19 protein-coding genes and 1 pseudogene are annotated in these 18,964 nt (G+C 48.0%); 10 read left to right on the top strand and 10 right to left on the bottom strand.

The genetic code is table 11. The features are described from left to right. Window positions 1–112: 112 nt before the first annotated feature. From ACJ2PR_RS13125 to ACJ2PR_RS13080, 10 genes and pseudogenes are all read right to left on the bottom strand, one after another. Complete coding sequence (locus tag ACJ2PR_RS13125; protein ID WP_446877324.1) at window positions 113–985, bottom strand: Rpn family recombination-promoting nuclease/putative transposase; 873 nt, start codon at window positions 983–985, stop codon at window positions 113–115. A gap of 54 nt (window positions 986–1,039) precedes the next feature. Continuing rightward, entirely contained in the window at window positions 1,040–1,384 is a 345-nt protein-coding gene (locus ACJ2PR_RS13120; protein WP_446877323.1) for a hypothetical protein, read from the bottom strand. Window positions 1,385–1,926: 542 nt separating this feature from the next. Then, on the bottom strand, window positions 1,927–5,163 hold the full coding sequence (locus ACJ2PR_RS13115; protein WP_446877322.1) for an NACHT domain-containing protein: 3,237 nt from the start codon (window positions 5,161–5,163) through the stop codon (window positions 1,927–1,929). A gap of 199 nt (window positions 5,164–5,362) precedes the next feature. Then, a pseudogene (locus tag ACJ2PR_RS13110) lies at window positions 5,363–5,587 on the bottom strand (hypothetical protein); the annotation flags it as partial. A 206-nt stretch (window positions 5,588–5,793) separates the two neighbouring features. Further along, window positions 5,794–6,486: a hypothetical protein gene (locus ACJ2PR_RS13105; protein WP_446877321.1), complete on the bottom strand. Its 693-nt coding sequence runs from the start codon at window positions 6,484–6,486 to the stop codon at window positions 5,794–5,796. Further along, window positions 6,452–6,622, bottom strand: a complete 171-nt coding sequence (locus tag ACJ2PR_RS13100) for a hypothetical protein (protein WP_446877320.1) — start codon at window positions 6,620–6,622, stop codon at window positions 6,452–6,454. The genes ACJ2PR_RS13105 and ACJ2PR_RS13100 overlap by 35 nt, the downstream gene beginning before the upstream one ends. A 42-nt stretch (window positions 6,623–6,664) precedes the next feature. Then, window positions 6,665–8,452, bottom strand: coding sequence for a hypothetical protein (locus ACJ2PR_RS13095; protein ID WP_446877319.1), 1,788 nt, complete (start codon window positions 8,450–8,452; stop codon window positions 6,665–6,667). A 795-nt stretch (window positions 8,453–9,247) separates the two neighbouring features. Beyond that, window positions 9,248–10,735 carry a helix-turn-helix domain-containing protein gene (locus ACJ2PR_RS13090; RefSeq protein WP_446877318.1) on the bottom strand — a complete coding sequence of 496 codons (1,488 nt, stop codon included), beginning with the start codon at window positions 10,733–10,735 and terminating at the stop codon, window positions 9,248–9,250. Window positions 10,736–10,870: 135 nt separating this feature from the next. After that, the gene (locus ACJ2PR_RS13085) at window positions 10,871–11,470 is read right to left on the bottom strand and encodes a Uma2 family endonuclease (protein ID WP_446877317.1); all 600 of its coding nucleotides are present in this window, start codon (window positions 11,468–11,470) and stop codon (window positions 10,871–10,873) included. Beyond that, the gene (locus ACJ2PR_RS13080) at window positions 11,467–11,685 is read right to left on the bottom strand and encodes a ribbon-helix-helix domain-containing protein (RefSeq protein ID WP_446877316.1); all 219 of its coding nucleotides are present in this window, start codon (window positions 11,683–11,685) and stop codon (window positions 11,467–11,469) included. Before ACJ2PR_RS13080 ends, ACJ2PR_RS13085 begins: the two co-directional genes overlap by 4 nt. Before the next feature lie 146 nt (window positions 11,686–11,831). On the opposite strand from ACJ2PR_RS13080, the gene ACJ2PR_RS13075 reads away from it, so the two are divergent. From ACJ2PR_RS13075 to ACJ2PR_RS13030, 10 genes are all read left to right on the top strand, one after another. Then, window positions 11,832–12,242 carry a hypothetical protein gene (locus ACJ2PR_RS13075; RefSeq protein ID WP_446877315.1) on the top strand — a complete coding sequence of 137 codons (411 nt, stop codon included), beginning with the start codon at window positions 11,832–11,834 and terminating at the stop codon, window positions 12,240–12,242. A gap of 29 nt (window positions 12,243–12,271) precedes the next feature. Beyond that, window positions 12,272–12,430 (top strand): hypothetical protein, encoded by a 159-nt coding sequence (locus tag ACJ2PR_RS13070; protein ID WP_446877314.1) that lies wholly within the window; start codon window positions 12,272–12,274, stop codon window positions 12,428–12,430. Beyond that, window positions 12,418–12,750 carry a hypothetical protein gene (locus ACJ2PR_RS13065; protein WP_446877313.1) on the top strand — a complete coding sequence of 111 codons (333 nt, stop codon included), beginning with the start codon at window positions 12,418–12,420 and terminating at the stop codon, window positions 12,748–12,750. Before ACJ2PR_RS13070 ends, ACJ2PR_RS13065 begins: the two co-directional genes overlap by 13 nt. Before the next feature lie 89 nt (window positions 12,751–12,839). Further along, complete coding sequence (locus ACJ2PR_RS13060; protein ID WP_446877312.1) at window positions 12,840–14,018, top strand: hypothetical protein; 1,179 nt, start codon at window positions 12,840–12,842, stop codon at window positions 14,016–14,018. Further along, entirely contained in the window at window positions 13,996–15,438 is a 1,443-nt protein-coding gene (locus ACJ2PR_RS13055; RefSeq protein WP_446877311.1) for an AAA family ATPase, read from the top strand. Before ACJ2PR_RS13060 ends, ACJ2PR_RS13055 begins: the two co-directional genes overlap by 23 nt. Beyond that, entirely contained in the window at window positions 15,431–15,877 is a 447-nt protein-coding gene (locus tag ACJ2PR_RS13050) for a hypothetical protein (RefSeq protein ID WP_446868463.1), read from the top strand. Before ACJ2PR_RS13055 ends, ACJ2PR_RS13050 begins: the two co-directional genes overlap by 8 nt. Further along, window positions 15,874–16,314: a hypothetical protein gene (locus ACJ2PR_RS13045; RefSeq protein ID WP_446868464.1), complete on the top strand. Its 441-nt coding sequence runs from the start codon at window positions 15,874–15,876 to the stop codon at window positions 16,312–16,314. The genes ACJ2PR_RS13050 and ACJ2PR_RS13045 overlap by 4 nt, the downstream gene beginning before the upstream one ends. A gap of 8 nt (window positions 16,315–16,322) precedes the next feature. Beyond that, window positions 16,323–17,042 carry a M23 family metallopeptidase gene (locus tag ACJ2PR_RS13040; protein ID WP_446868465.1) on the top strand — a complete coding sequence of 240 codons (720 nt, stop codon included), beginning with the start codon at window positions 16,323–16,325 and terminating at the stop codon, window positions 17,040–17,042. Continuing rightward, entirely contained in the window at window positions 17,039–17,629 is a 591-nt protein-coding gene (locus tag ACJ2PR_RS13035; RefSeq protein WP_446868466.1) for a lytic transglycosylase domain-containing protein, read from the top strand. Before ACJ2PR_RS13040 ends, ACJ2PR_RS13035 begins: the two co-directional genes overlap by 4 nt. Before the next feature lie 103 nt (window positions 17,630–17,732). Continuing rightward, window positions 17,733–18,521 carry a PDDEXK nuclease domain-containing protein gene (locus tag ACJ2PR_RS13030; RefSeq protein WP_446877310.1) on the top strand — a complete coding sequence of 263 codons (789 nt, stop codon included), beginning with the start codon at window positions 17,733–17,735 and terminating at the stop codon, window positions 18,519–18,521. Window positions 18,522–18,964: the final 443 nt, after the last annotated feature.

Here is an 18,964-nt window from a genome sequence, read left to right as displayed (position 1 = left end):
AAACTCGCTTGCCTTCATCATCTCACAGATTTTATGGTTTTCGGATAGGCCCTTATTACCGCTACATCCATTCCAAACAGCAGGATTGATTTATGTTGATCTTGATTCTCAGCTAGACCGAATGCTGCTCCAGCCAGGTTGTCAAGTCGTTCAGTTGCTCAAAATCTACCAAAGCCTCACCCAGTTCTTCCAATTGCGACAGAGGCAGGGCGGTGATCTGCGATCGCGTTTCCTCAGAAAGTTCTTGTTTCAATCGACGAGTAAGCATCCGCGAAACAAGCTTCAGTGCTTCTTCTGTTTTCGCTCTTTCTGTCACTTCTTCTGTCAGTTCTTCTCGCAGTTCCCGATAAACCCGTGTTTCTTGGAATGTAATATCTAGCATCGCTTCTACCTCTTCTCGACTTAAAGAACCGAACTTGTACGACATGATTGTAATCACCATCTCCATTATGAAGCGACTCACCTCTGATTCCATCCCTTGTTGCTGAGATTGAGCCAGGAGATATCGTGCTTCTGATGGGGCTTGATTCTGATTCAAGGTCGTCAGCACCATCAATGCAACTCCTAATGGCAATTGACGAAGTTCGCCTAGCTCGTTCAGATAGATGCGATGTAGCTGATCGCTGTTGAGCAGTGCGCGATAAGGATGAGAATTAGTTTGCTCAGTGCTGCGAGAAGGATAAATCACCACGGCTTGCCAGTCAGAAAAGCGGGCACGATTTCGGTAAAAGTACAAAAATGCTTCACCAAACATCCGCTCGTATAGTTTTTCGTCCTTTTGGAACTGAACTTCAGCAAAGTAGACGATTCCAGGGCTTTCTGTCTCTGGCGGCAAAAACACGCCATCCATTTCAAACTTCGGTTCTTTCACCGCAACGGAATCAAAGCGATAGTCACGGGCGTTGCTGGGTGGCGATTCTAACAACTCAAAGAGTAGGGTTGGAGATTGAGCAAACAAGCGGTAGAAAATAGAATCTCGGCGCATTAATTCCGGGCTTGAATGGAGAGTGACACAATTGTACTATTGTATCTCTCGAATTTAGCTTGACTCGCGCTCTGATCGAGGAAGTTCCAGGACGATCGCGGCTTGTCGATCGAGCAACGCTTGCAGCATCGATAGTTGGTGTTCGAGTTCGTAAATCGCGTTTCGTCGTTGAATTCTGGCGAACCAGTCGCGGTACTTCTCACTGCCCATCTTTCCTAAGCCTTGATGTTTGACTTCGGGGTTGGTGCTGGTGAGTTTGTAGTATTCGTAGGTTTTGCCGCCTTTGGTTTGGAAGTTGGGACTGATCCAGACATTTGCAGGAGCGATCGCGCCAGAGTTTCTGATCTCGGTGATGAGGGTCAGAAGGCGTTCTCGTTCTGCAAGGAGGTGTTCACTCACGGTTTCTTGTCGGCTGGAATTTGTACAGACAAGAATACAGGTAGATTTTCTGGTCGATCGAGCTTTTTACCGACAAGAAATTAGTCATTGATGAATGATGCGCTGGTGCGAAGGAGCGATCCGATAGTTGTGCGGTGGATGAGCGATCGCTTAAAACAATACTTCGGACAGTTTTTTGAACGATTCTAAAAGGCTTTCAGGGCTTACGGTTCCAGCATTGAGCTATTTTTTCACAGTTGGCTCTATTCCTGACTTTGAAAATAAGATCCCGTTCCACGAGCGAGTCAGGGTTTGAGCCGGAAAATCTGCTCAAATTTTGTCCGAAGTATTGTTAAAAGAATTCCAAAGAGCAGTTTTAAGTTGCCCTACAACTTTTCCTTACAGCCTTCATCCGGGATGGAGACCAGTAAAATATTGAGCTTATTTGGTTTCTGTCTTAGGCTGCATTCGCTTAAGATCATTTACCTTAGTCTGAAAATCGTTAAGGTAGCTGATAATTTAATTTTGTCTAGCAATAGATGGAAGAGCTATCTACCAAATCTTTACGAGATAAGTTTTTTGCTCCTCAGAATTTCGTTGGTTTGCTCCTCTCCAATCTTCTGAGCAAGAATTAGAGCAGCATTGTACCAAATAAGTTCTGAAGGATGGTCTAACGCATCATTCAGTGTTTGTATAGAAATCTCGATCTCTTTTACGCGCTCCCACTTTGGATTAGCAGGCACTTTAGGAATACGCATGAAGATACCCTGTGTTTTTTCTATAAGCTGCTCATAAGCCCATCTAAATCTATCCCAGTTATTCACCTGGATCAATGCGGCTTCAATTTCGTCTAAGTTACCCTTGCAGCAAATTTGTGCTAAAAGCAAGGTTGCTTCGTCTGCTAATCCCTGAGAGTCAAGATCCATCGCGGCGATCGCACCCTTAAGTACAGCATCAACTGCATCTGAGTCTTCGCATTGTTCTATAGCATTCCACGCTTTAGTAGTTACCTTCCAACAGTTCATACCTTGAAAAAGGACACCTAGAAGAGGAAATTCCTGTGGAATTTCTGGTAATGGTGATATTGAAGTATGTTCTACAACCCGAAGAACTGCTTCTAGAAATACTTGTTCAGAACCTTTCGTATGTTGCCCATACTTTACTTTTTCCAGAAGTTCCTTTGCTTTTAGTCTTGGGTTCCCAACATCTTTAAGAAACTTATCAAGAGGACATAAATCTCTCAGTAGATGATCTACTATCTGAAATGCTTCCATCTCTTGCTTTAAATCACTTTCAGCTTTTTTGTCTTTCAGCTTTTCTAGAGTTTCTTTCCACGTTTCCATAACAAGGCTTTTTAGCAATCCATCAGTTCCACTGTTTATCCGCCCTTGAGAGATGGTTGTCTTTATGCGTTCAGCAGTTTCAAGGTTTGGCTTTTTCCTTAGTAGAAATCCGAAACCTTGAACTAAAGTTTGACTCTGAAAGTCTCCCATTATTGAAAACTTTCCAAATGGATTAAACTGCTTCGACCTCGTTTTATCTCGAACAGTATTTTGCTCTGCTTCAGAAATAAGAGTGTCTATTTGTTCTTCCAATGTGACTATATCAACATATTTGTCGCCGGAAGCAAGAGACAACCTGATTGCAGCTAACCTTGTCCAAGACTGAGAATGTCTAAACAATGATTGTCCAACTTTACCAATCAGGCTTGGGGCTTGTTGAGATAAACCAACTAATGACTCGGCTGACTCAAACACTATAGAGCGTGTGGATGATTCTAACCCATGCTGTAGCCGATTAACGACTGCCTCTATTAGTTCAGGTTGAGGATTGATATCTTTTTGCAGCACTTTTGCAGCTAATACAATCTCCTTTGAATTAGTTATGCTTTGATTATCTAGTTTGAGAAGATGGTGAACGATTGTTGCTGTCGCGCCCAATTCAGCAGCAAATAAGATGGATTCCTCCCATGTAGGATTTTGGCTAACTCCTGTTACCCATTGGCAGAAGCTCTCAGCATCCATCCCATAAGCATAACGTGCTGCGGCATACTCGCCTATTGTGCGATGAATGAAGGCAATTACATCATCACACCCAATCCTGATGCGCTCAAAGATGCGACGCTGTTCCCAGAAACTTAACCCGTCTTCTGCATAATTTTGCGCTTTTAGTAAGCTGATTTCTAAATCATCTTCTAATTGTTTACCCACAGCATTTCTAAGGTCACTTTCTGAGCAGGTAGGTCTATGTAGCAGTTCCCACCCTACTATCTCAAGAATACGTTTTGCAGTTGGCTCCTTGAGGGCGATTGACTCTCTATCTTGTAGAGGGCGCTTGCAAGCAAGTTCTATAATTTTTTCATAGAGCTTTGCACGATTCTGAATCGGTTCAGCCTGCCCTTGAAAGATCTGAATCAAGAACCCCAGCAACAAAGGATTTTTTGATGCAAGCGATATCGTTCTACTGGTTTGAAGCCAATTTTGGAACTCAGTTTCGTTTGATGCGTCTCCCAGTAGTCGTTTAGCAAATTTGAGAATATCAGAACTTTCCAAAGGTAAGAGTTCTAAAAGTTGCCAATTAGGAAGACACTCTGGCTCATAACCGATACGAGTTGTGACAGTAATTTTAGTTGTAGAGTGGCCGCCCGCCCAAGCATTTAGTTGATCTGCTATGGTCGATCGATCGTCCTCACATTCATCTAACCCATCAGCGAGTAGATAATCAGGAGTGCCGATCGCAAACTGTGTCTGCTCTAAGCTAAGGGAAGAATTACTGGTAGCATCTTTTAGAATCGCTTCTCCAAACGAGTTGCTGCACAATAACTTGCGAACGGATGTAAGTCGCACTCGTAGAACTGTTTTTCCGAAGCCAGATAAACGATGCGCTAAATACTGAGTTAGAGTACTTTTTCCGCTACCAGGTTCACCTACTACAACACTTAGACGGTTAAGTTCAGGAATAAACTCTGCTCTGAAAGGCTCCTGCTCTCTGCTACGCTGTCGCGCTTTTAGTGGAAGCCAATCGCTTTCGATTGAAAGTTTTTCTCTAATTCCTGGCACGATCAGATGGGTCGTAGTTGCTCGAAGCCAGTCTCTATGAATTTCAGCGATAATAGCCGGATTTTTTCTTGTAGTGGACAATTGAATAGAATTGCCACTCAGTAGTTGCGCCCATCCTGCGGCATCACGACGACCTTTGTTAGTAATTAGCTTCAGCCCTTCTCCCCAAAGGACTTTCCAGGCTAGACTAGCTTGATTCTGGGTCTCTAAAACCTGCGAAAGCAACCTACATGCAGACTCTGAGTTTTGTAATCCATCATCAAGATCAAGAACACGGATTGAAAGTCGTTTAAACAAGCCCGGATCGTTAGAAATATCCGCCTCAGCGAGTTTCTGCTGAAGTTCTTGAGTAATTTGCTTCAATCCATCTGTCCGTCCTTGTCCAAGTCGTTTGAGATCTTCACGCAACTCATCCTTAATAATTCCGCTTGCTGTAGAGTCAGTCAGTAGAATGCCGTGGAGCAAAGGATTTTGCTGTAGCCCTTGAGCTAGTTTGATAATTGGTTCCCAGAGTTTGCCTTTCTGTAGACCGTGTTTAGCTTGTAGTTCTATTGTTGTGTCATCTTGAAGAGTAATGTTGAGATCATCTCCAGGTCCGTCAGTTTCTTCTGCAACAGCAATAGGTAAATCATCTGGGTGGTCAATCCAATCCAATTTCTGCTCAGTCAAGATGTGTACAGCAACGTAGGCTGTTGCTCTTGCCTGATATTCGTATCCACCACCGCCTCCACTTCCACTCATCTATCTACTTCTTCCTTTTTGATATTTTACCAGCGTCAGCAATTACTCAGGCTAAAGAGAAGGAAAATGGATTGTTCTAGAAATACTTACTTCAACGCATTCAACAGATTGCGTCCCTACTTTTTGAGGGTGGAAAGATAGTCATGCATTCAACAAAAGCACGCATCCTCGAAGGAACTATTCTGCATGATGTCCCGCGCCGACGTTTCGCTTCGATGACTGCCAAGGGAAAATCACGAGTGTAGCAAAGCAAGTAGTCTGCAAACTTCTTGCGCCGCCGTCGAGTCCGTCCACCAGTGGTCAAAATTCGACCCGCATCGATCGCATACTGCTCCGTAAACAAATGAGAATGCTGAGAGCTTTCTTCCCAGTCTTTCAGCTTCGGCAGAACGTATTTCCGGCAGGTATCCGCCTCATTGAGCATGATCAGGCTGTGTCCTCAAGGCTTCTTTTAGTGCAATTGCTTCACTCTTTACCCCTTCCTTCAAAGAAGTATCGTTTTACACCGCAAATCAGGTTGCCCATAGCCTAACTCAGATTTAATAACAGACACCAGAAGGGGCGATCGTCAAGGCGGCTTCTAAAACCAAATTTTTCTTGTTCCATCCATCAACCGACAAGAAAACGAAATCAATCTTCTGTCTCGTCGTCCATCTGTTGCAACTGTGCCAACACTTGAACTGCATCCTCGTGCGTGACTTGCGCTGTCGTCTTCCGCAACTGTTCCATCACAAACCACTTGTACTGAGGTAACGACCAGCCAATGCGTATCGTCTCCCGGAAGATCGATCGCATCACCGCTTCTTGCGCGTCTGTGTAATCAGGGGTGCGATCGGGATAAAACGCAGGTGGTTGACCCGACGCAGAAAGCTGAAACAGTTCGGCTGGAAATTGCGTCATCATGTCTCGAAGCAGAACCGGATCATAGTTCCAAAAGTCATTAGGGCGAAGATACCAATCTGCGGCTTCCAGTCGAAAATCGGGCGGTGGAGAGGTGTAGAAGATTGCCCGTTGCCCATTTTGCTCTGGTGCGAGGTACTCAGCCTTTGCCGCTGCATCGAGCCACTGTTTTTCGCCTGAAGTGAGGGATCGTGCCTTGATGCCCTCTGGTAGCTGCAACTTCAACAAGCCCACCTGCCACATCCGTGTGCGCGTCTCCAAGTCAAGATTCGGCATCCCTTGCCAGCTAACCTGCTGCTGAGAAGGACTTGCCTTGCGTTTGACCGAGCGTGGGAGACCAAAACCACGAGCATTCGCCATTGCATCCAGACCGTAGAGTTCTCCTGCATTATCCCACGTCGTTCTCAGAGCTATGACGTTCACCCTCTACTTCAATTGCCGCTTGAGAAGAGTTTTGGAGGGAATGACTTGAGATATCTAGCACACCGGGATTGATGTCTGCCCACGCCAGCGCCTCCGCCACCAGAATCGGGTCACCAGAGGCAAGAAACTGCTGCATTCGAGCAACTAGCTTGGCATTTGAGACTTCAGTTCTCCTGCATTATCCCACGTCGTTCTCAGAGCTATGACGTTCACCCTCTACTTCAATTGCCGCTTGAGAAGAGTTTTGGAGGGAATGACTTGAGATATCTAGCACACCGGGATTGATGTCTGCCCACGCCAGCGCCTCCGCCACCAGAATCGGGTCACCAGAGGCAAGAAACTGCTGCATTCGAGCAACTAGCTTGGCATTTGAGACTTCTCGCTTAATTTGTTGCTGATGTTGCGAAGCGATTTGAGCGGCTTCACGTTGCGCCGATCGCTGTGCCTGAATCTCCGCTAGCGTCTGTTGAACAAACTGCACCCCTTGCAAAGACGCAGACCCACCCTCTGATGAGACATTACCATCTACTACCCCTTGCTCCGGAGCAACAGAATCGCTAGAACCATTACTGGAAGTGTGATTACCATCAGCATCAGGTAATAAGCTTGTAAGACTGGAGCAGTCGGTTGCGTCCAAAGCGCAATCTGGCTGCTCGTCTGATTTTATGAAGTCTTCGGCGGTTTCTGTCAGGTAGCTGGGATGCCAGAGGTCACGGTGACGATACAGAGAACCGCCACCAATTTTGTATTCCAGTAATGCTTTGAATCGGGCGGTGGCGTTAGAAGGAAGCAATCCAGTTTCGAGAAGGTCAGCGATCGCACTTCTAATTCGGTTTCTGGTTAACTGCGATCGCTGCTGGTTCCAGGTAGGAGCTTGCTCGCACGCTTCGCGCAACGTAGTGTTCGCTTGTTCTAGTTTCTCAGACTTGGCTTTGAACTTTCCGTTGGGGTCGCCGTAGTGGAAGTAGCGACTGTTCTCAATGCATGTTGCCCATTCTGCGGCGCGATGTTCGATCTCATGTTGATGCTGACACCACTCTTGATAGCCAGGAAGTGATTTGGCAGTTTCGACGATCTCTTCGATCAGTGCCAGTCCTTCAAGCGGCTTGCCGCCAGAAAGAATGTGCTGGAAGATGTACGATCGCATCGTGATCCGTCCCAACAGTCGATTGGTTTGTCCGCGTCCTGTCCAACCGAGTTCGATTTCAGCGTTGAGGTCGTTGATGAACTTGTCGGCTTTGCCGGAGATACGAAAGAACTTGCGCTTGGCTTGTTTGAGAATTTGCTTCAGGAGCTTCGTATCTAAGTCATTGCAATTTTGGGTGAAGCTCCATTGTTCGACAAAGACTTGCTGGGTACTCCAGATAGGCTGAAACTCACTGTTAAGTAGATAGGAACCTGCTTGAAGGGGCAAGCGATGGGCATTGAAAAGGCTGGGAGTCCCTTCGACAAGGTAGGGTTTGGGATTGGGGAAGACTTCGAGCTGTCCGGGGTTGAGTTTGAATCCGGCGTTTTCGAGCAGGGTGGCGAGGGCGATCGCAAGTTGCCAGCTACTTTGGGCATTGGGAAAGGGAAAGTACAAATGCAACCCACCGCTGTAGCTTGAGGTGCAAGTGATGTGGCGAACGAGTCCCAAGGGTTCCAGGGCGGCGACGATGCGAGAGATGGCGAAGGGGTCACGAGTGGGATGATAGGCGCTGCCTGCGTCGATGTCGAGGAGACCGTAACGAGTTTGTGCGCCGAAGCGAATGCCGTAGAGATAGCTGCCTTGGTGAATGAGGCGATCTGACAAAGGGTGACGAGTTTCGGTCTTCCACTCGACTTTGGCACCAGGGTTAGGATGCTCTGCCCAGATGTAGTCATAGCGATGGGGAAAGAGTGCGAGAAAACTATCTGCCCACTCTTGAACGTAGCCGCTTGAGGAAGATACGACCCCTTGCGGGTAACTCGAAGAGATCGGGTTCATACTTCCTCCTTACATTGATTGCAACTGAAACCTGAAATTTGCCTTGATTGGGTCATGGCGCTGTTGTCACGATTAGATCACGTTTTGTTATGAGGCGATCACTCTCTGATCGTGATTAGTTATAACAAACGCCAAAAGGTTATCAGGCTTCAGGATCAAGTGATCTTGTAATCAATTTGATTACAGTAATCGCTCCTTGTAATCCTCAAAGCCTTGACGATTCGATGAGAAAGTTACTTTCTTGGGGGTAGGGTTCTAGAGTCTTTGGGGGTAGGGTTCTAGAATTTTTGGGGGTGGGGTTCTAGAGTGCTTAGGAATGTGATCTTGGAGAAACGGGGGTAGGGTTCCAGAAGAACGGGGGTGGGGTTCTAGAGAAATGGGGGTAAGGTTTTAGAAAAATGGGGGTAAGGTTCTAGAATGTTTTGTAATCGCTGCGATCGGGGTAGAGGTTCTAGAAAATATTTGTAATCACGCGAAAGCGAGGGTAGGGTTCTAGAATGCTATGTAATCAGGGCTAAAGCCTCTATGTGCAAAGCTTCTAGCTATCCTACACAGGTAATGTTCTACGGGTTTGATTACTAAATTTAGACTAAATAATTTCCCAACTCGCTGCTAGAAGTGCCTAAAAGAGGCTCTGTAGTTAGTGCAGAGTAGACAACGCCCGATCGCTAAGTTTGTAATCACCTGTAATCGTTTTTTGTAATCACTGGCTGTAATCACCTGTTGTCATGACCCGCTTTCAGTGTGGTTTAACGACCTTGCAAAATTGATTGAAAGCCTCAAGAGCTTTGTACTTCAAAGCATTTGCTCGAAAATTTGATTCAAAATTTGCTCATTCTCAGGACTAATCGATCGCTCCCCATTTTCAATTAGAGAAATTAAGCCCTGACTCAAGCCTGACAGTTTAGCTAATTTTCGCTGGCTCCAGCCCTTAGCTTGTCGAAGTTCTTTGACCTGGCTTCCGGTTAGGGAATCCTCGCTTTCGGGTGATGGCAGATTAGCAGGTGCTATTTCAGGCGTGTGAGATGCTTCTGCTGGGGCTGCAATCCAATCTTCGGAGGGTGTAATCCATAGATGAGCAGTGAGTAACTGATCGAAGAAACCTCGCGGACGCGGCATCTCGTCTCGCCCAAATCCTGGCGGTCGGATTGCATCAGGGTAAGCTTCTGAATCAAATTGGATTGACCAACCGCGATCGTGCAGCGCTAATAGATCTTCATCCCATGTATTTGCGAGTTTTTTGCGATATTCACGACTACTTTTTGCCTGCTCAATCTTCTCAGTTCCGTAGGCTACTTCCATCAAAGTCTGGACATAAAGCGGCTCATGACGATTGAACTGAGTTTTGAATAAGAGCCAGACCATTAAGCGTGCTGCGCCTTCTCGATGTTGCCACAGGCTCATTACGTTTTCTAAAACAGCCTGGGGTAAGTTGCCCTGCTGATAAAATGCTGTGCGATCGCGCCGTCCTTCTTCGTTCAAGAAATACTTTGCCCACAACCCGGCTTTAAGGACAAAAGTGATATTGGTCAGTTCTTTGTTGCCAAACAGATCTTCCTGGTAGTGATATCGAGTTCCCAACAAGTGCCAAAGCCGACCTTCTTCTACAGTGAAGCCTTTGACTCTGCCCTGGGTCGCCCACGAAATGAACGTCGTGATTTTGCAAGGCTGTCTTGCGAGTTCTTCGATTAGAGCTAACTTTTCTTGCTGATTTTTATCAGTCCGTTTTTTTAGTCCTAAATAGGCTTCAATTTGTCGATCGTCGATGATCAGTTCTTGCTCCCACGGACGCTCCATTTGAGCAGCATGGGCAGCATAAATCAAGTGCATACAGGCAGCCCGAATGTCGAAGGTGTCGATGACAGCCAAGGCGGCCGCGCCAGCAAGGGTTGCGGGATGTTCGTCTTCTAAATTCTCAGTGACCCAAAAGTGAATAGCACCTTGCCCATCTCCGATGTCTCTGGCGTAGTAGAGTTTGCCGTTTGAGTCGTTGTCCCAGGGCAGATGCTTTCGTTGAGTGAGAATGTTGCTGGCTTCCCAGATCGGCAGTGCTGATGCCATTCGAGTTGCTGAGTTATCAACAAACAAGTTTGGACTCGTTTTGGGATGCTCGATCGGGGAGGAAGCTTTACTTTTAGACGCTTTGCTTGATGCCTTGGTGGTTGTCGAATCTGGTTTTTGGCGAGGGGGCGTTTCTTTCGGAAGTTTGCGAAGTGCCTGAGCCGGAGTATCCACTTTCGGCAATTTTGAACGCTTTTGCTTTGATTGGTCTGAGTCAGACATGCTTATTTCCCTCACAGTCGTTTTACAGGTCGAATTCGTCACTTAGGAACCAAGTTTTCACATCGATTTAGCTGATTGATGAATGTCAAACATCGTACTAAGCAGTGAAATAGATTGGCGAAGCGTGATCGCAAGCTATTCTTCAGCCGCTAAAACCTGGTCAACGGTGAGGTGCAATTCAGGAAACGTTTGACAGGGAATGGTTTCACCTTCGATGTATTCAGCCTTTTGGTAAGCTCCATTTTCTAGAGTCAGAACGACCACCTTTTTACATTTACCGCGCAGACAGTACTTCGCCGGAATTTGTCCTTCGCAGTCTACGATCCAGTATTCCTGAATATTTAGGGCTTCGTATTCCTCTTGTTTGTCTACTAAATCATTACTCCAGTTGCCTGAAGCAATTTCGACGATCATAAAAGGCTTCGTTCGGATGCCGGGTCTGCGATCGTCCCGTCGCCGTTCAGGGCGTTCAATAACCGCAATATCGGGTCTTCTTCCTTTGCTGCCTTCGATCATCAAAGCGTTGCGCTTGCGGATTGAGTAGCTCAGTTTGAGTCGTCTGTATTGAAGCTCAAACATAAAGGATAGGAATTCGAGAATTTCCTCATGTAAGTCACTGGGTTCTGGCATCAGGACTAATCTTCCATCGACCAACTCGTACTCGTTGAGTTCATCACTGTCCTCAAAATCAATGAATTCTTCAAACGATAGGGATTTTGTGATGGTTTGGCTCATGTGCGATCGCCTTGATTGTCTTCATCTTTCAGCCGTCCTTTCGTTTTGGCTTCATCAACGGCTCTTTGCGCCAAGGTCACCAACATATTTGACATGGAACGGTTCTCAAGCTCACACAGCTTTTCAAAATCTCTTTTGAGACTCGCTGGCATGACTACATTAATTCTAGGGTTTTTGGCGGGCATCAAACAGCAAGGATTGCATGATGCAAACATTTTGTCACCTCATCATCATTGAATTGCAAAAGTGCTATCACTATAGTATAAAAGAGTATATTAGTAACGTTACCAGTGACGTTACTTTTCTGTAAAGCGTCAGTGGCATCGTTAGCTTCTTCCTTTCAATTAGGAGGCAAATAAGTATGAGCAACCTCTCTCAAATCTCAAGCAGTCAGGTTTATTCAACCGCTGAGGTCGCCGATAAATTGGGCGTTTCTGAAAGTACGCTCAGAAGCCGTAAGAGCCGAGATGGTGAAACGTTGCTAGAAGGGTGTCACTGGCTCAATTCAGAAGGCAAAACCCTCTGGACGATCGTAGGCTTGCTCAAACTCGCCGAAAGTTTTGATACGCCAGAAGCCAAAGCTTTTCGAGAATCGGCAACGCTTACTGTTGCAAAGGAGGCAACGCCGATCGTCTCAAGTCCCGCAACGCCCACCGTCCCAAATGCTGCAACAGAAAATGGTCACGGCTCTGCGGCGATCGGCGTTTCTCCTAATTGGCTAGAGCCGCTTTTGGACGCAACAGGGCGAGAAATGTTTCTCCTAATTGGCTAGAGCCGCTTTTGGACGCAACAGGGCGAGAAATGGCACTTGAGTTTTACCGTCGCCTTCCAGAGTATTGCCTGAAACACATTCAGCGCATGGCTCAAACGCCTACCGATGAAGAACGCCAAGTCATCGAAGCTGCGTTTCAACCACTCAATAGTTTGCGACAGGCGACGGAGGCAGAATGCAAGTCTTAATCCGGTTGGGTGTGGGAGCGATTTCAGGCGCAGTCTCAATGCTGCTCGTTCTTGGAACACTTGAGAATCAGGTCAACTGGCGACGAATGCTCTTTATCGGAGCGTTTTGTGGAATCGGGACGGCAGGCGTTTTAGAAACAGTTGGACAGCGACGCAGAATTTTGTCTCCGATCGAAGCCCTGACACTGCAACTGTCTCGTCTCGATCTGCCGCCATCTGAAGCTGTCGCAATTGCAGAGCAGCTAGGTAAGCTCCATTCCCTAACAGACCGCGATATCCCCGGCGCAAATTGCACTCAACACCCAACACCGGATCGATGAATCGCTACACCTGTTGACTTCTCGCAACCGCTGCGATCGCGACCGTGCAGATTATCTAATCGCTCTAACACCAAAGGAGGTGGTGCATCGTGACAGAAGAATTTGGCAACGGAAAGCAACGATTTCTCATTTCCTATCCAACGAGTGAAAAGTTTCCTGATACTGCCAATCCAAAAGATTTAGCAACTCAGATATATAAGGCATTCGTCGAGACGCAGCCTACTGAAAGTGCAGCCGCCAAAAAAGAATTGCAGCCAGAGGCAAGCGTTATGACGAGTGCCATTAGAGAAACCGTAGCTTCTGAAACTGGCGATCACGCAAAAAGCTTAACCGACTCGCGTAGAGCGTTGCAGTTGCCTATCGTACCCAATTCGTTGGCACCCCTTTCAGAAGCAAGCATTGAGGATGACCGTCATCGAGATCCCGCCATCGCGCCCTCACACAGCAGCAAGCTGACCGATGAAGAACAAACGATTTTAGAGGAGACGTTGCAAGGAAAGTTACCAAAATCTGAACTACTTCGGTTAATTCGGCAAATGGAAACCCTAGAAGATGCAAGGATTCCATACCGTCAGCCACTACCGCAACGCACCGTCAATCGTTATCGACTGGGCGCAGCGATCGGACTTTTAATCCTGCTTGGAGTTGGCTCAAGTGTATGGATGAATCGCCCACAGGGTAAAGGATTAGTCTTGCCCAATGCCCCAAGCACAGTGCCGACGGCAACGCCAAGTGTCTCTTCAACGGCAACGCCTGACGCTGCGGCAACTCCTCCCCCACCGCTAGACGCGACCGTTGCCAGCCGAAATCATCTATTAGATCTATCACTCAAAGAAGCAGACAAACAGCAAGCCGCGATCGATGCAGCGCGACGAGACTACCTCTTATCACTGGCAGATCAGCAGATGAAGAAAGACGGCACTCCGCTGCAAGTGTCCCTGATTCGTCGGTTGAATGCTCAAGTAGTTGAGTTGCGTCAAACAGTTGGAAGGGGTGGAGAATTGTCCGGCACTGCTTCCCAAATTGCCATCGCCCGATCGCTCGTTGGAGACGCAAAGGCAACTTTACTCGCCATTCAATCCGTCTGGGCTGATCCCGGAGCCGCCCCGGATCGTCATCGTATTTCACCTGCGCTGCTGACCAAAAATTTGATGGAACTGGCAGAGCTGGCTCGAATCGTTCGAGAATCTGAATTTGAGCAACAGCTACGCGATGCTGAGCAACGGCGTAAGGAGGATAAAAATAATGTCACCTTACCCACCCCTTAATGCGCGACATATTGGTGTTGCCGGAGCCGGAATTCTCCTGACCTCTGCTGCTGCATTGTGGCTGGCTTCGATGCAACACGTTGAACAAGTCGGAGGATTTCGTCCAGTGCAGTCGGCAAATGGTGCAGGCTACGCGATCGAGCGATGGCAAGTTCCAACCTCACATCGCTGGCTTTATCTAGCTGGAATGTCAGCTTGTTTGAGTGAAACTGGACTGCTGACGATCGTTCGCATTGGAGACGATACCCTGCTCAATATCGAAACGCTTCGAGAAGACATTCCCGAAACGATTCAGGTGCTTTGCGCTCAGGCGAATCAATTTATCGCTGCGGGGCTTCAGCTTGTGTTCAGCGTCGCATTACTCACTGGAAAGCGAACCGCAAAGTTTGTCTATCTCAGAACTGCGCCCGTTCCAGTAAAAGACGCGATCGCACAATTAGCCGTTGACCGCACCTGGTTTGGCAAATTTCTGAAAGCCAGGCACAACTGGGTGACCGGGCGCACGGGAAGTGGCAAAACCTTTCTTACCCTTGCATTAATCGTGGACTGGCTAGAAGAAAACCCAGATGGCATCCTTACCATTTGTGACCTTGCTTATGGCAAACCCGACGAGAATGGCTGGATCAATGACTGGTTAGGCTTGCCCGTTGAATACATCCGGATGGAACCCGACACCATTGCTGCAACTGTCGAAGCGGAGCGCGAAGAACTCGACGATCGCCGTCACGAAGGACAGGAAGCCGCCAAACGAGGCAAACGTCGCATTCAGCGTCGCTCCAATCGGCTGCTCGTCATCGACGAATGGGATTCAACCATAGAGCTGCTGGGTGGGAGAGACGGTAAGTTCTTGGAATCTGTGCGGTTCCTGCTCAAATTTGGAGGCGGCTATGGTCACAAAGTTCTCTTGTCAGGGCAAACGATCGCGACTGGAGAAACCGCCATCTCTGAAGCCACTCGCAATCAGTTAGCGATCGCCATTCTCGGCACTAACGCCACCAAAACGGATGAAGTCGGCAAGCTCAAGAGTGAAAGTCAACCGTTAATCGAACGGGCACGCAAAATTCGACAGCGCGAGTATCGACCTGCGGTTGTTCAACTGGGTGACGCTGACCCCGTTACTGTGGTCGTGTCAGATCTGGCTCATATTCTCAATGTGCGGATTCAGGTTGAAACTCAAGACCCAGATTTAGAGGGGTGGCTTCAAGTTTTCACGTCCGACCGACAAAAAGAAGTGCAGAGTTTGGCAGAGCAGTACGTCTCAGGTGAAATCAACTCGCCGCTCAAAGAGATAGCGCAAAAGCTTGGGTGCAGTGTGCGATCGTCGGACATGCGCTACACCCGATTTCTCAAGCCAGTTTGGGAAACCCTGCTGGCACACTATCAAACCACAAACCTAAAGGAGCGTATAAGCAATGAGTGATGGAATTGGCGGAACTGCTCAATGGCTGGCAGGAGTTGCTGTCGGAGCCGGAGTCATTTGCTGGGGCGTGTTGCCGGGAATGGTTGGCTTGGGCACTCAGCGCAGCCCTCAGAATGGAGATTTAGCGAAGCCAGGAGATGTCGCCCAGTGGTTTGCTGCCAATATCGCGCGAGTTTCTGGTGATTTTGCCGTAACGTTTCAGCGCGATCGCGTTCAAGGCCCGGTAGCCGGGTCGAGTAACTTAGGCGGAAATGGCTACGGTCGTCAACTTCTTCCTCAGACTTATAGCATTCCACAAAATGCTGCGCCCCGTAATGATTTGGGTCTACCGATGACGCAAGGCTCAATGAGTACAAGTCCGGTGCAGTGCGCGGGGACGCAAGACAAAAACTGTGATGGCTTAGTGACGCTCGACGAGTTGGAGACTCCTTCACCATGATGAGAATTTTAGCGCTGGTGGGAATTGCTGCCATCGTGCTGTACTTTCAAATTCCGCAGCGCATCAATTGGAGTGAACTTCGGGGCTTCAAAGGAGCAGATGTCGTAGAAAAAGCAGCTCAACCGCTGACAGAAAGCTTGAAGCCCAGGGAAGAAGAGAAGTCACCGTTGAAAGATGAAAAACTGAAAGATGAAACCTGGATGCGGAAGGATTGTCGTCAAGGCACGATCGCCTCCGGGTCACGGTTGACTCAAGCTGAATACAATCGCCATCTTTCTGCCCGTGATTTACAGGCGGATGACCCCTTACTCAATGGCACGATTGCCCCGTTTTGTACCCATCAAGACGGCTCAAAGGTCTTCATTCCCGACTGGTTAGTCAAGCGGAAATATCGCCTCAAACTCTCGGACAGAGGGGATGAGGTAGAGAAAAACTGAGATGAACTATGGCAAAGCTAACGGATGAAGAACTGCTCGCTCAGTTGCTCAAGGAATACCGAAATGGCTATCTTCGAGAAGATTTTCTTGAACGCGCCATTGTGAATATCGCTAAACATTACGCGCGATCGCACCGTGACAGGCTTCAAGAATGGCTGATCTGTGGTTTATTGCTAACTGCTGGAGTCATTTTCCTGGGGTGGAGTCCTCGGTATGACCTTCAGACAAAACGAGCGTCACAGGCAAGACTGTCTCCAGCTTCCTCAGCTAAAAAAGTTGGGGCACTCCGCGTTGAAGCGCCTCATCTAATGGATGACTCACCGCCTGGCGCATACGACTTCACGCTGATTGGACAAAGCAACGAAACCAGGAATGTCCCGATTCCGGCACCCTGTTCGGGCACGATTAAAAAGACGTGGTTTCAAGGCACAACTGGCAATCTGCAAACGGGGTCGGGCGGCGGCAACATTGTGGATATCGAATGCAGAAATAGTCGTTACGGGTGGCGAATGGCGCACCTGGCTGAGATTGGAATCAAATCGGGTCAGCAGATCGAGGAGGGAATGGGCATCGGAGGACAAGGCTGTACAGGACGCTGTTCGGGCGACCACGTTCACGCTCAGATGCATACCCTTCCTGACTGGCAGCGCATCGAAGACCGATCAATTACAGCCCCCGTGATCGATCGCTACCTCAAAAAAGTGAAGCAGGGAAAGTGGGAGCCATGAGCTTAAAAGTTTGGGCAAATCGCAGACAGCCTGTTGATCTTACCCTCGACCTTGTGCTGGCGATCGTGCTGTTTGGGTTAGCAATGCCTGTCTTATCTAGCTTGGGTAGCGGTGGATTAACGATTCGCCCTGTTTCACCCTCGCCAAATCAAACCAGTAGTCACGTAAAGGCACTGAGGCAAGCGATCGTGGGGCAGGAGTCAAACGGCGATTGCTCAATTCAAAACCATTCTGGATCAGGTGCGGCAGGTCTCGCTCAAATTATGCCGGAGAACATTCCTGTCTGGAGCCAAGAAGCATTAGGGCGAACGGTCACGCTACAGGAGTTCCTGAGTGATTGTCAATTGCAGTTACAAATTGTTGATTTCAAACTCAATCAGTATTGGCATCAAGAGTTTCAACAGAGCGAAGGAGATCCGGCACTGGCAGTGCGCCGAACTGCAAGCCGTTGGTATAGCGGACAAGGGGCGCAATACGACTCTTCATCCCTCCAATTTTGGAATGGGGCACGCTACCCAAGCATTCGCGACTACACTTTGTCTGTGTTGGATCGATACAATGCTACGGTGTCCCACTCAAAACAATGAGGCTTTGCTGCTAGAGGTAATGCCTTTTGACTGCCTTGTGGCTCCACTTGCAACTTGAGTAACTAGTAAGCTTATACTGACTTTGAACCTCAATACTATTCAGATGAGCGACCTTTCACTCAGCGGTTACGACCACCTGCTTCGCAAATTGAAAGAACGAATTCGCACGGCTCAAGTTCGGGCAGCTTTAGCGGTAAACCGCGAGTTGGTGGTTCTTTACTGGCAGATTGGGCGAGAGGTTTTGACTCGACAACAGCAGCAAGGATGGGGTGCAAAAGTTATTGACCGACTGGCGAAGGATTTGCAGCGAGAGTTCCCAGAAATGAAGGGGTTTTCGTCTCGTAATCTCAAATACATGCGATCGTTTGCAGAGACGTATCCCGATGAGTCAATTGTGCAGGAGGTGCTTGCACAAATTACCTGGTATCACAATATTGCTCTGTTGGATAAGCTGAAAGCCAATGAAGAACGACTGTGGTATGCCCAGCAAACGATCGTACATGGCTGGAGCCGTAGTGCCCTGGTTCACCAGATTGAAAGCGGTTTGCATCAACGAGTTGGAAATGCCGTTAATAATTTTGACCATACGTTACCTCAAAGCCAATCTGATCTAGCCCGCCAGATCTTAAAAAGTCCCTACAATTTTGCATTTCTGGAACTCGCAGAGGCTGCTCAAGAACGGGATTTTGAACGGGCGTTGGTGGAGCACATTCGTGATTTTTTGCTGGAACTGGGCGTTGGTTTCTCTTTTCTGGGTAGCCAGTATTCGCTCGAAGTAGGCGGCAAGGAATATAAACTCGATCTGCTCTTCGTGCGACCCGTTGACCTCAAAACCAATTCTTTCGGATTGGGTGGAGGTCAAATGATTCGAGCGTCTCCTAAGATCGCTTAAATCATTTAACTGTTCTTTCGTGATGGTGCAATTCCATCCCTCTCGGTATCAGAGTGACAGCCTATCCCACACTGGTGCGAGTGACTCTCAAGCTGGTGTAGCGCATGGGATAAAAGGTGGTAACTGGAAGCCTCATCTGGAACCCCATCGAGCAGAGCTGGATATGGTTACGCGAGAAACCTGTGATAGACCCACCGTAATGGTCTGAGGCAGCTAAAGAGGCTGATAAGCTGCGTCCCAAAAGGGAATGGTGAACAAGCGGGCTAGCGTGTTGAATAGGGCGCTAGCGATACTCCGACAGTAGCCCGGTGGAAAGCAGGAACCTAAGTCCAGCGACAAACGGAAGAACGGAACGGAGTAACCCCACCTGGGTTCTTGGAGCGTCATTCAAGCGGGTAGTCAGCTATACACCCAAGTGGGGAAGGGATAACCTCAGAAGCAAA

The organism is Phormidesmis sp. 146-33 (assembly GCF_052939515.1).
The sequence above is the reverse complement of the archived record's forward strand: the minus strand, read 5'-3'. Positions and strand labels throughout refer to the sequence as shown.

What these genes read in the sequence shown, in the direction of transcription:
- ACJ2PR_RS13125 (WP_446877324.1), bottom strand. Translation starts at nt 985, where the DNA reads ATGCGCCGAGATTCTATTTTCTACCGCTTGTTTGCTCAATCTCCAACC.
- ACJ2PR_RS13055 (WP_446877311.1), top strand. Translation starts at nt 13,996, where the DNA reads ATGTCACCTTACCCACCCCTTAATGCGCGACATATTGGTGTTGCCGGA.
- ACJ2PR_RS13035 (WP_446868466.1), top strand. Translation starts at nt 17,039, where the DNA reads ATGAGCTTAAAAGTTTGGGCAAATCGCAGACAGCCTGTTGATCTTACC.
- ACJ2PR_RS13080 (WP_446877316.1), bottom strand. Translation starts at nt 11,685, where the DNA reads ATGTTTGCATCATGCAATCCTTGCTGTTTGATGCCCGCCAAAAACCCT.
- ACJ2PR_RS13070 (WP_446877314.1), top strand. Translation starts at nt 12,272, where the DNA reads ATGGCACTTGAGTTTTACCGTCGCCTTCCAGAGTATTGCCTGAAACAC.
- ACJ2PR_RS13030 (WP_446877310.1), top strand. Translation starts at nt 17,733, where the DNA reads ATGAGCGACCTTTCACTCAGCGGTTACGACCACCTGCTTCGCAAATTG.
- ACJ2PR_RS13115 (WP_446877322.1), bottom strand. Translation starts at nt 5,163, where the DNA reads ATGAGTGGAAGTGGAGGCGGTGGTGGATACGAATATCAGGCAAGAGCA.
- ACJ2PR_RS13065 (WP_446877313.1), top strand. Translation starts at nt 12,418, where the DNA reads ATGCAAGTCTTAATCCGGTTGGGTGTGGGAGCGATTTCAGGCGCAGTC.
- ACJ2PR_RS13090 (WP_446877318.1), bottom strand. Translation starts at nt 10,735, where the DNA reads ATGTCTGACTCAGACCAATCAAAGCAAAAGCGTTCAAAATTGCCGAAA.
- ACJ2PR_RS13095 (WP_446877319.1), bottom strand. Translation starts at nt 8,452, where the DNA reads ATGAACCCGATCTCTTCGAGTTACCCGCAAGGGGTCGTATCTTCCTCA.
- ACJ2PR_RS13100 (WP_446877320.1), bottom strand. Translation starts at nt 6,622, where the DNA reads ATGCAGCAGTTTCTTGCCTCTGGTGACCCGATTCTGGTGGCGGAGGCG.
- ACJ2PR_RS13050 (WP_446868463.1), top strand. Translation starts at nt 15,431, where the DNA reads ATGAGTGATGGAATTGGCGGAACTGCTCAATGGCTGGCAGGAGTTGCT.
- ACJ2PR_RS13075 (WP_446877315.1), top strand. Translation starts at nt 11,832, where the DNA reads ATGAGCAACCTCTCTCAAATCTCAAGCAGTCAGGTTTATTCAACCGCT.
- ACJ2PR_RS13040 (WP_446868465.1), top strand. Translation starts at nt 16,323, where the DNA reads ATGGCAAAGCTAACGGATGAAGAACTGCTCGCTCAGTTGCTCAAGGAA.
- ACJ2PR_RS13085 (WP_446877317.1), bottom strand. Translation starts at nt 11,470, where the DNA reads ATGAGCCAAACCATCACAAAATCCCTATCGTTTGAAGAATTCATTGAT.
- ACJ2PR_RS13045 (WP_446868464.1), top strand. Translation starts at nt 15,874, where the DNA reads ATGATGAGAATTTTAGCGCTGGTGGGAATTGCTGCCATCGTGCTGTAC.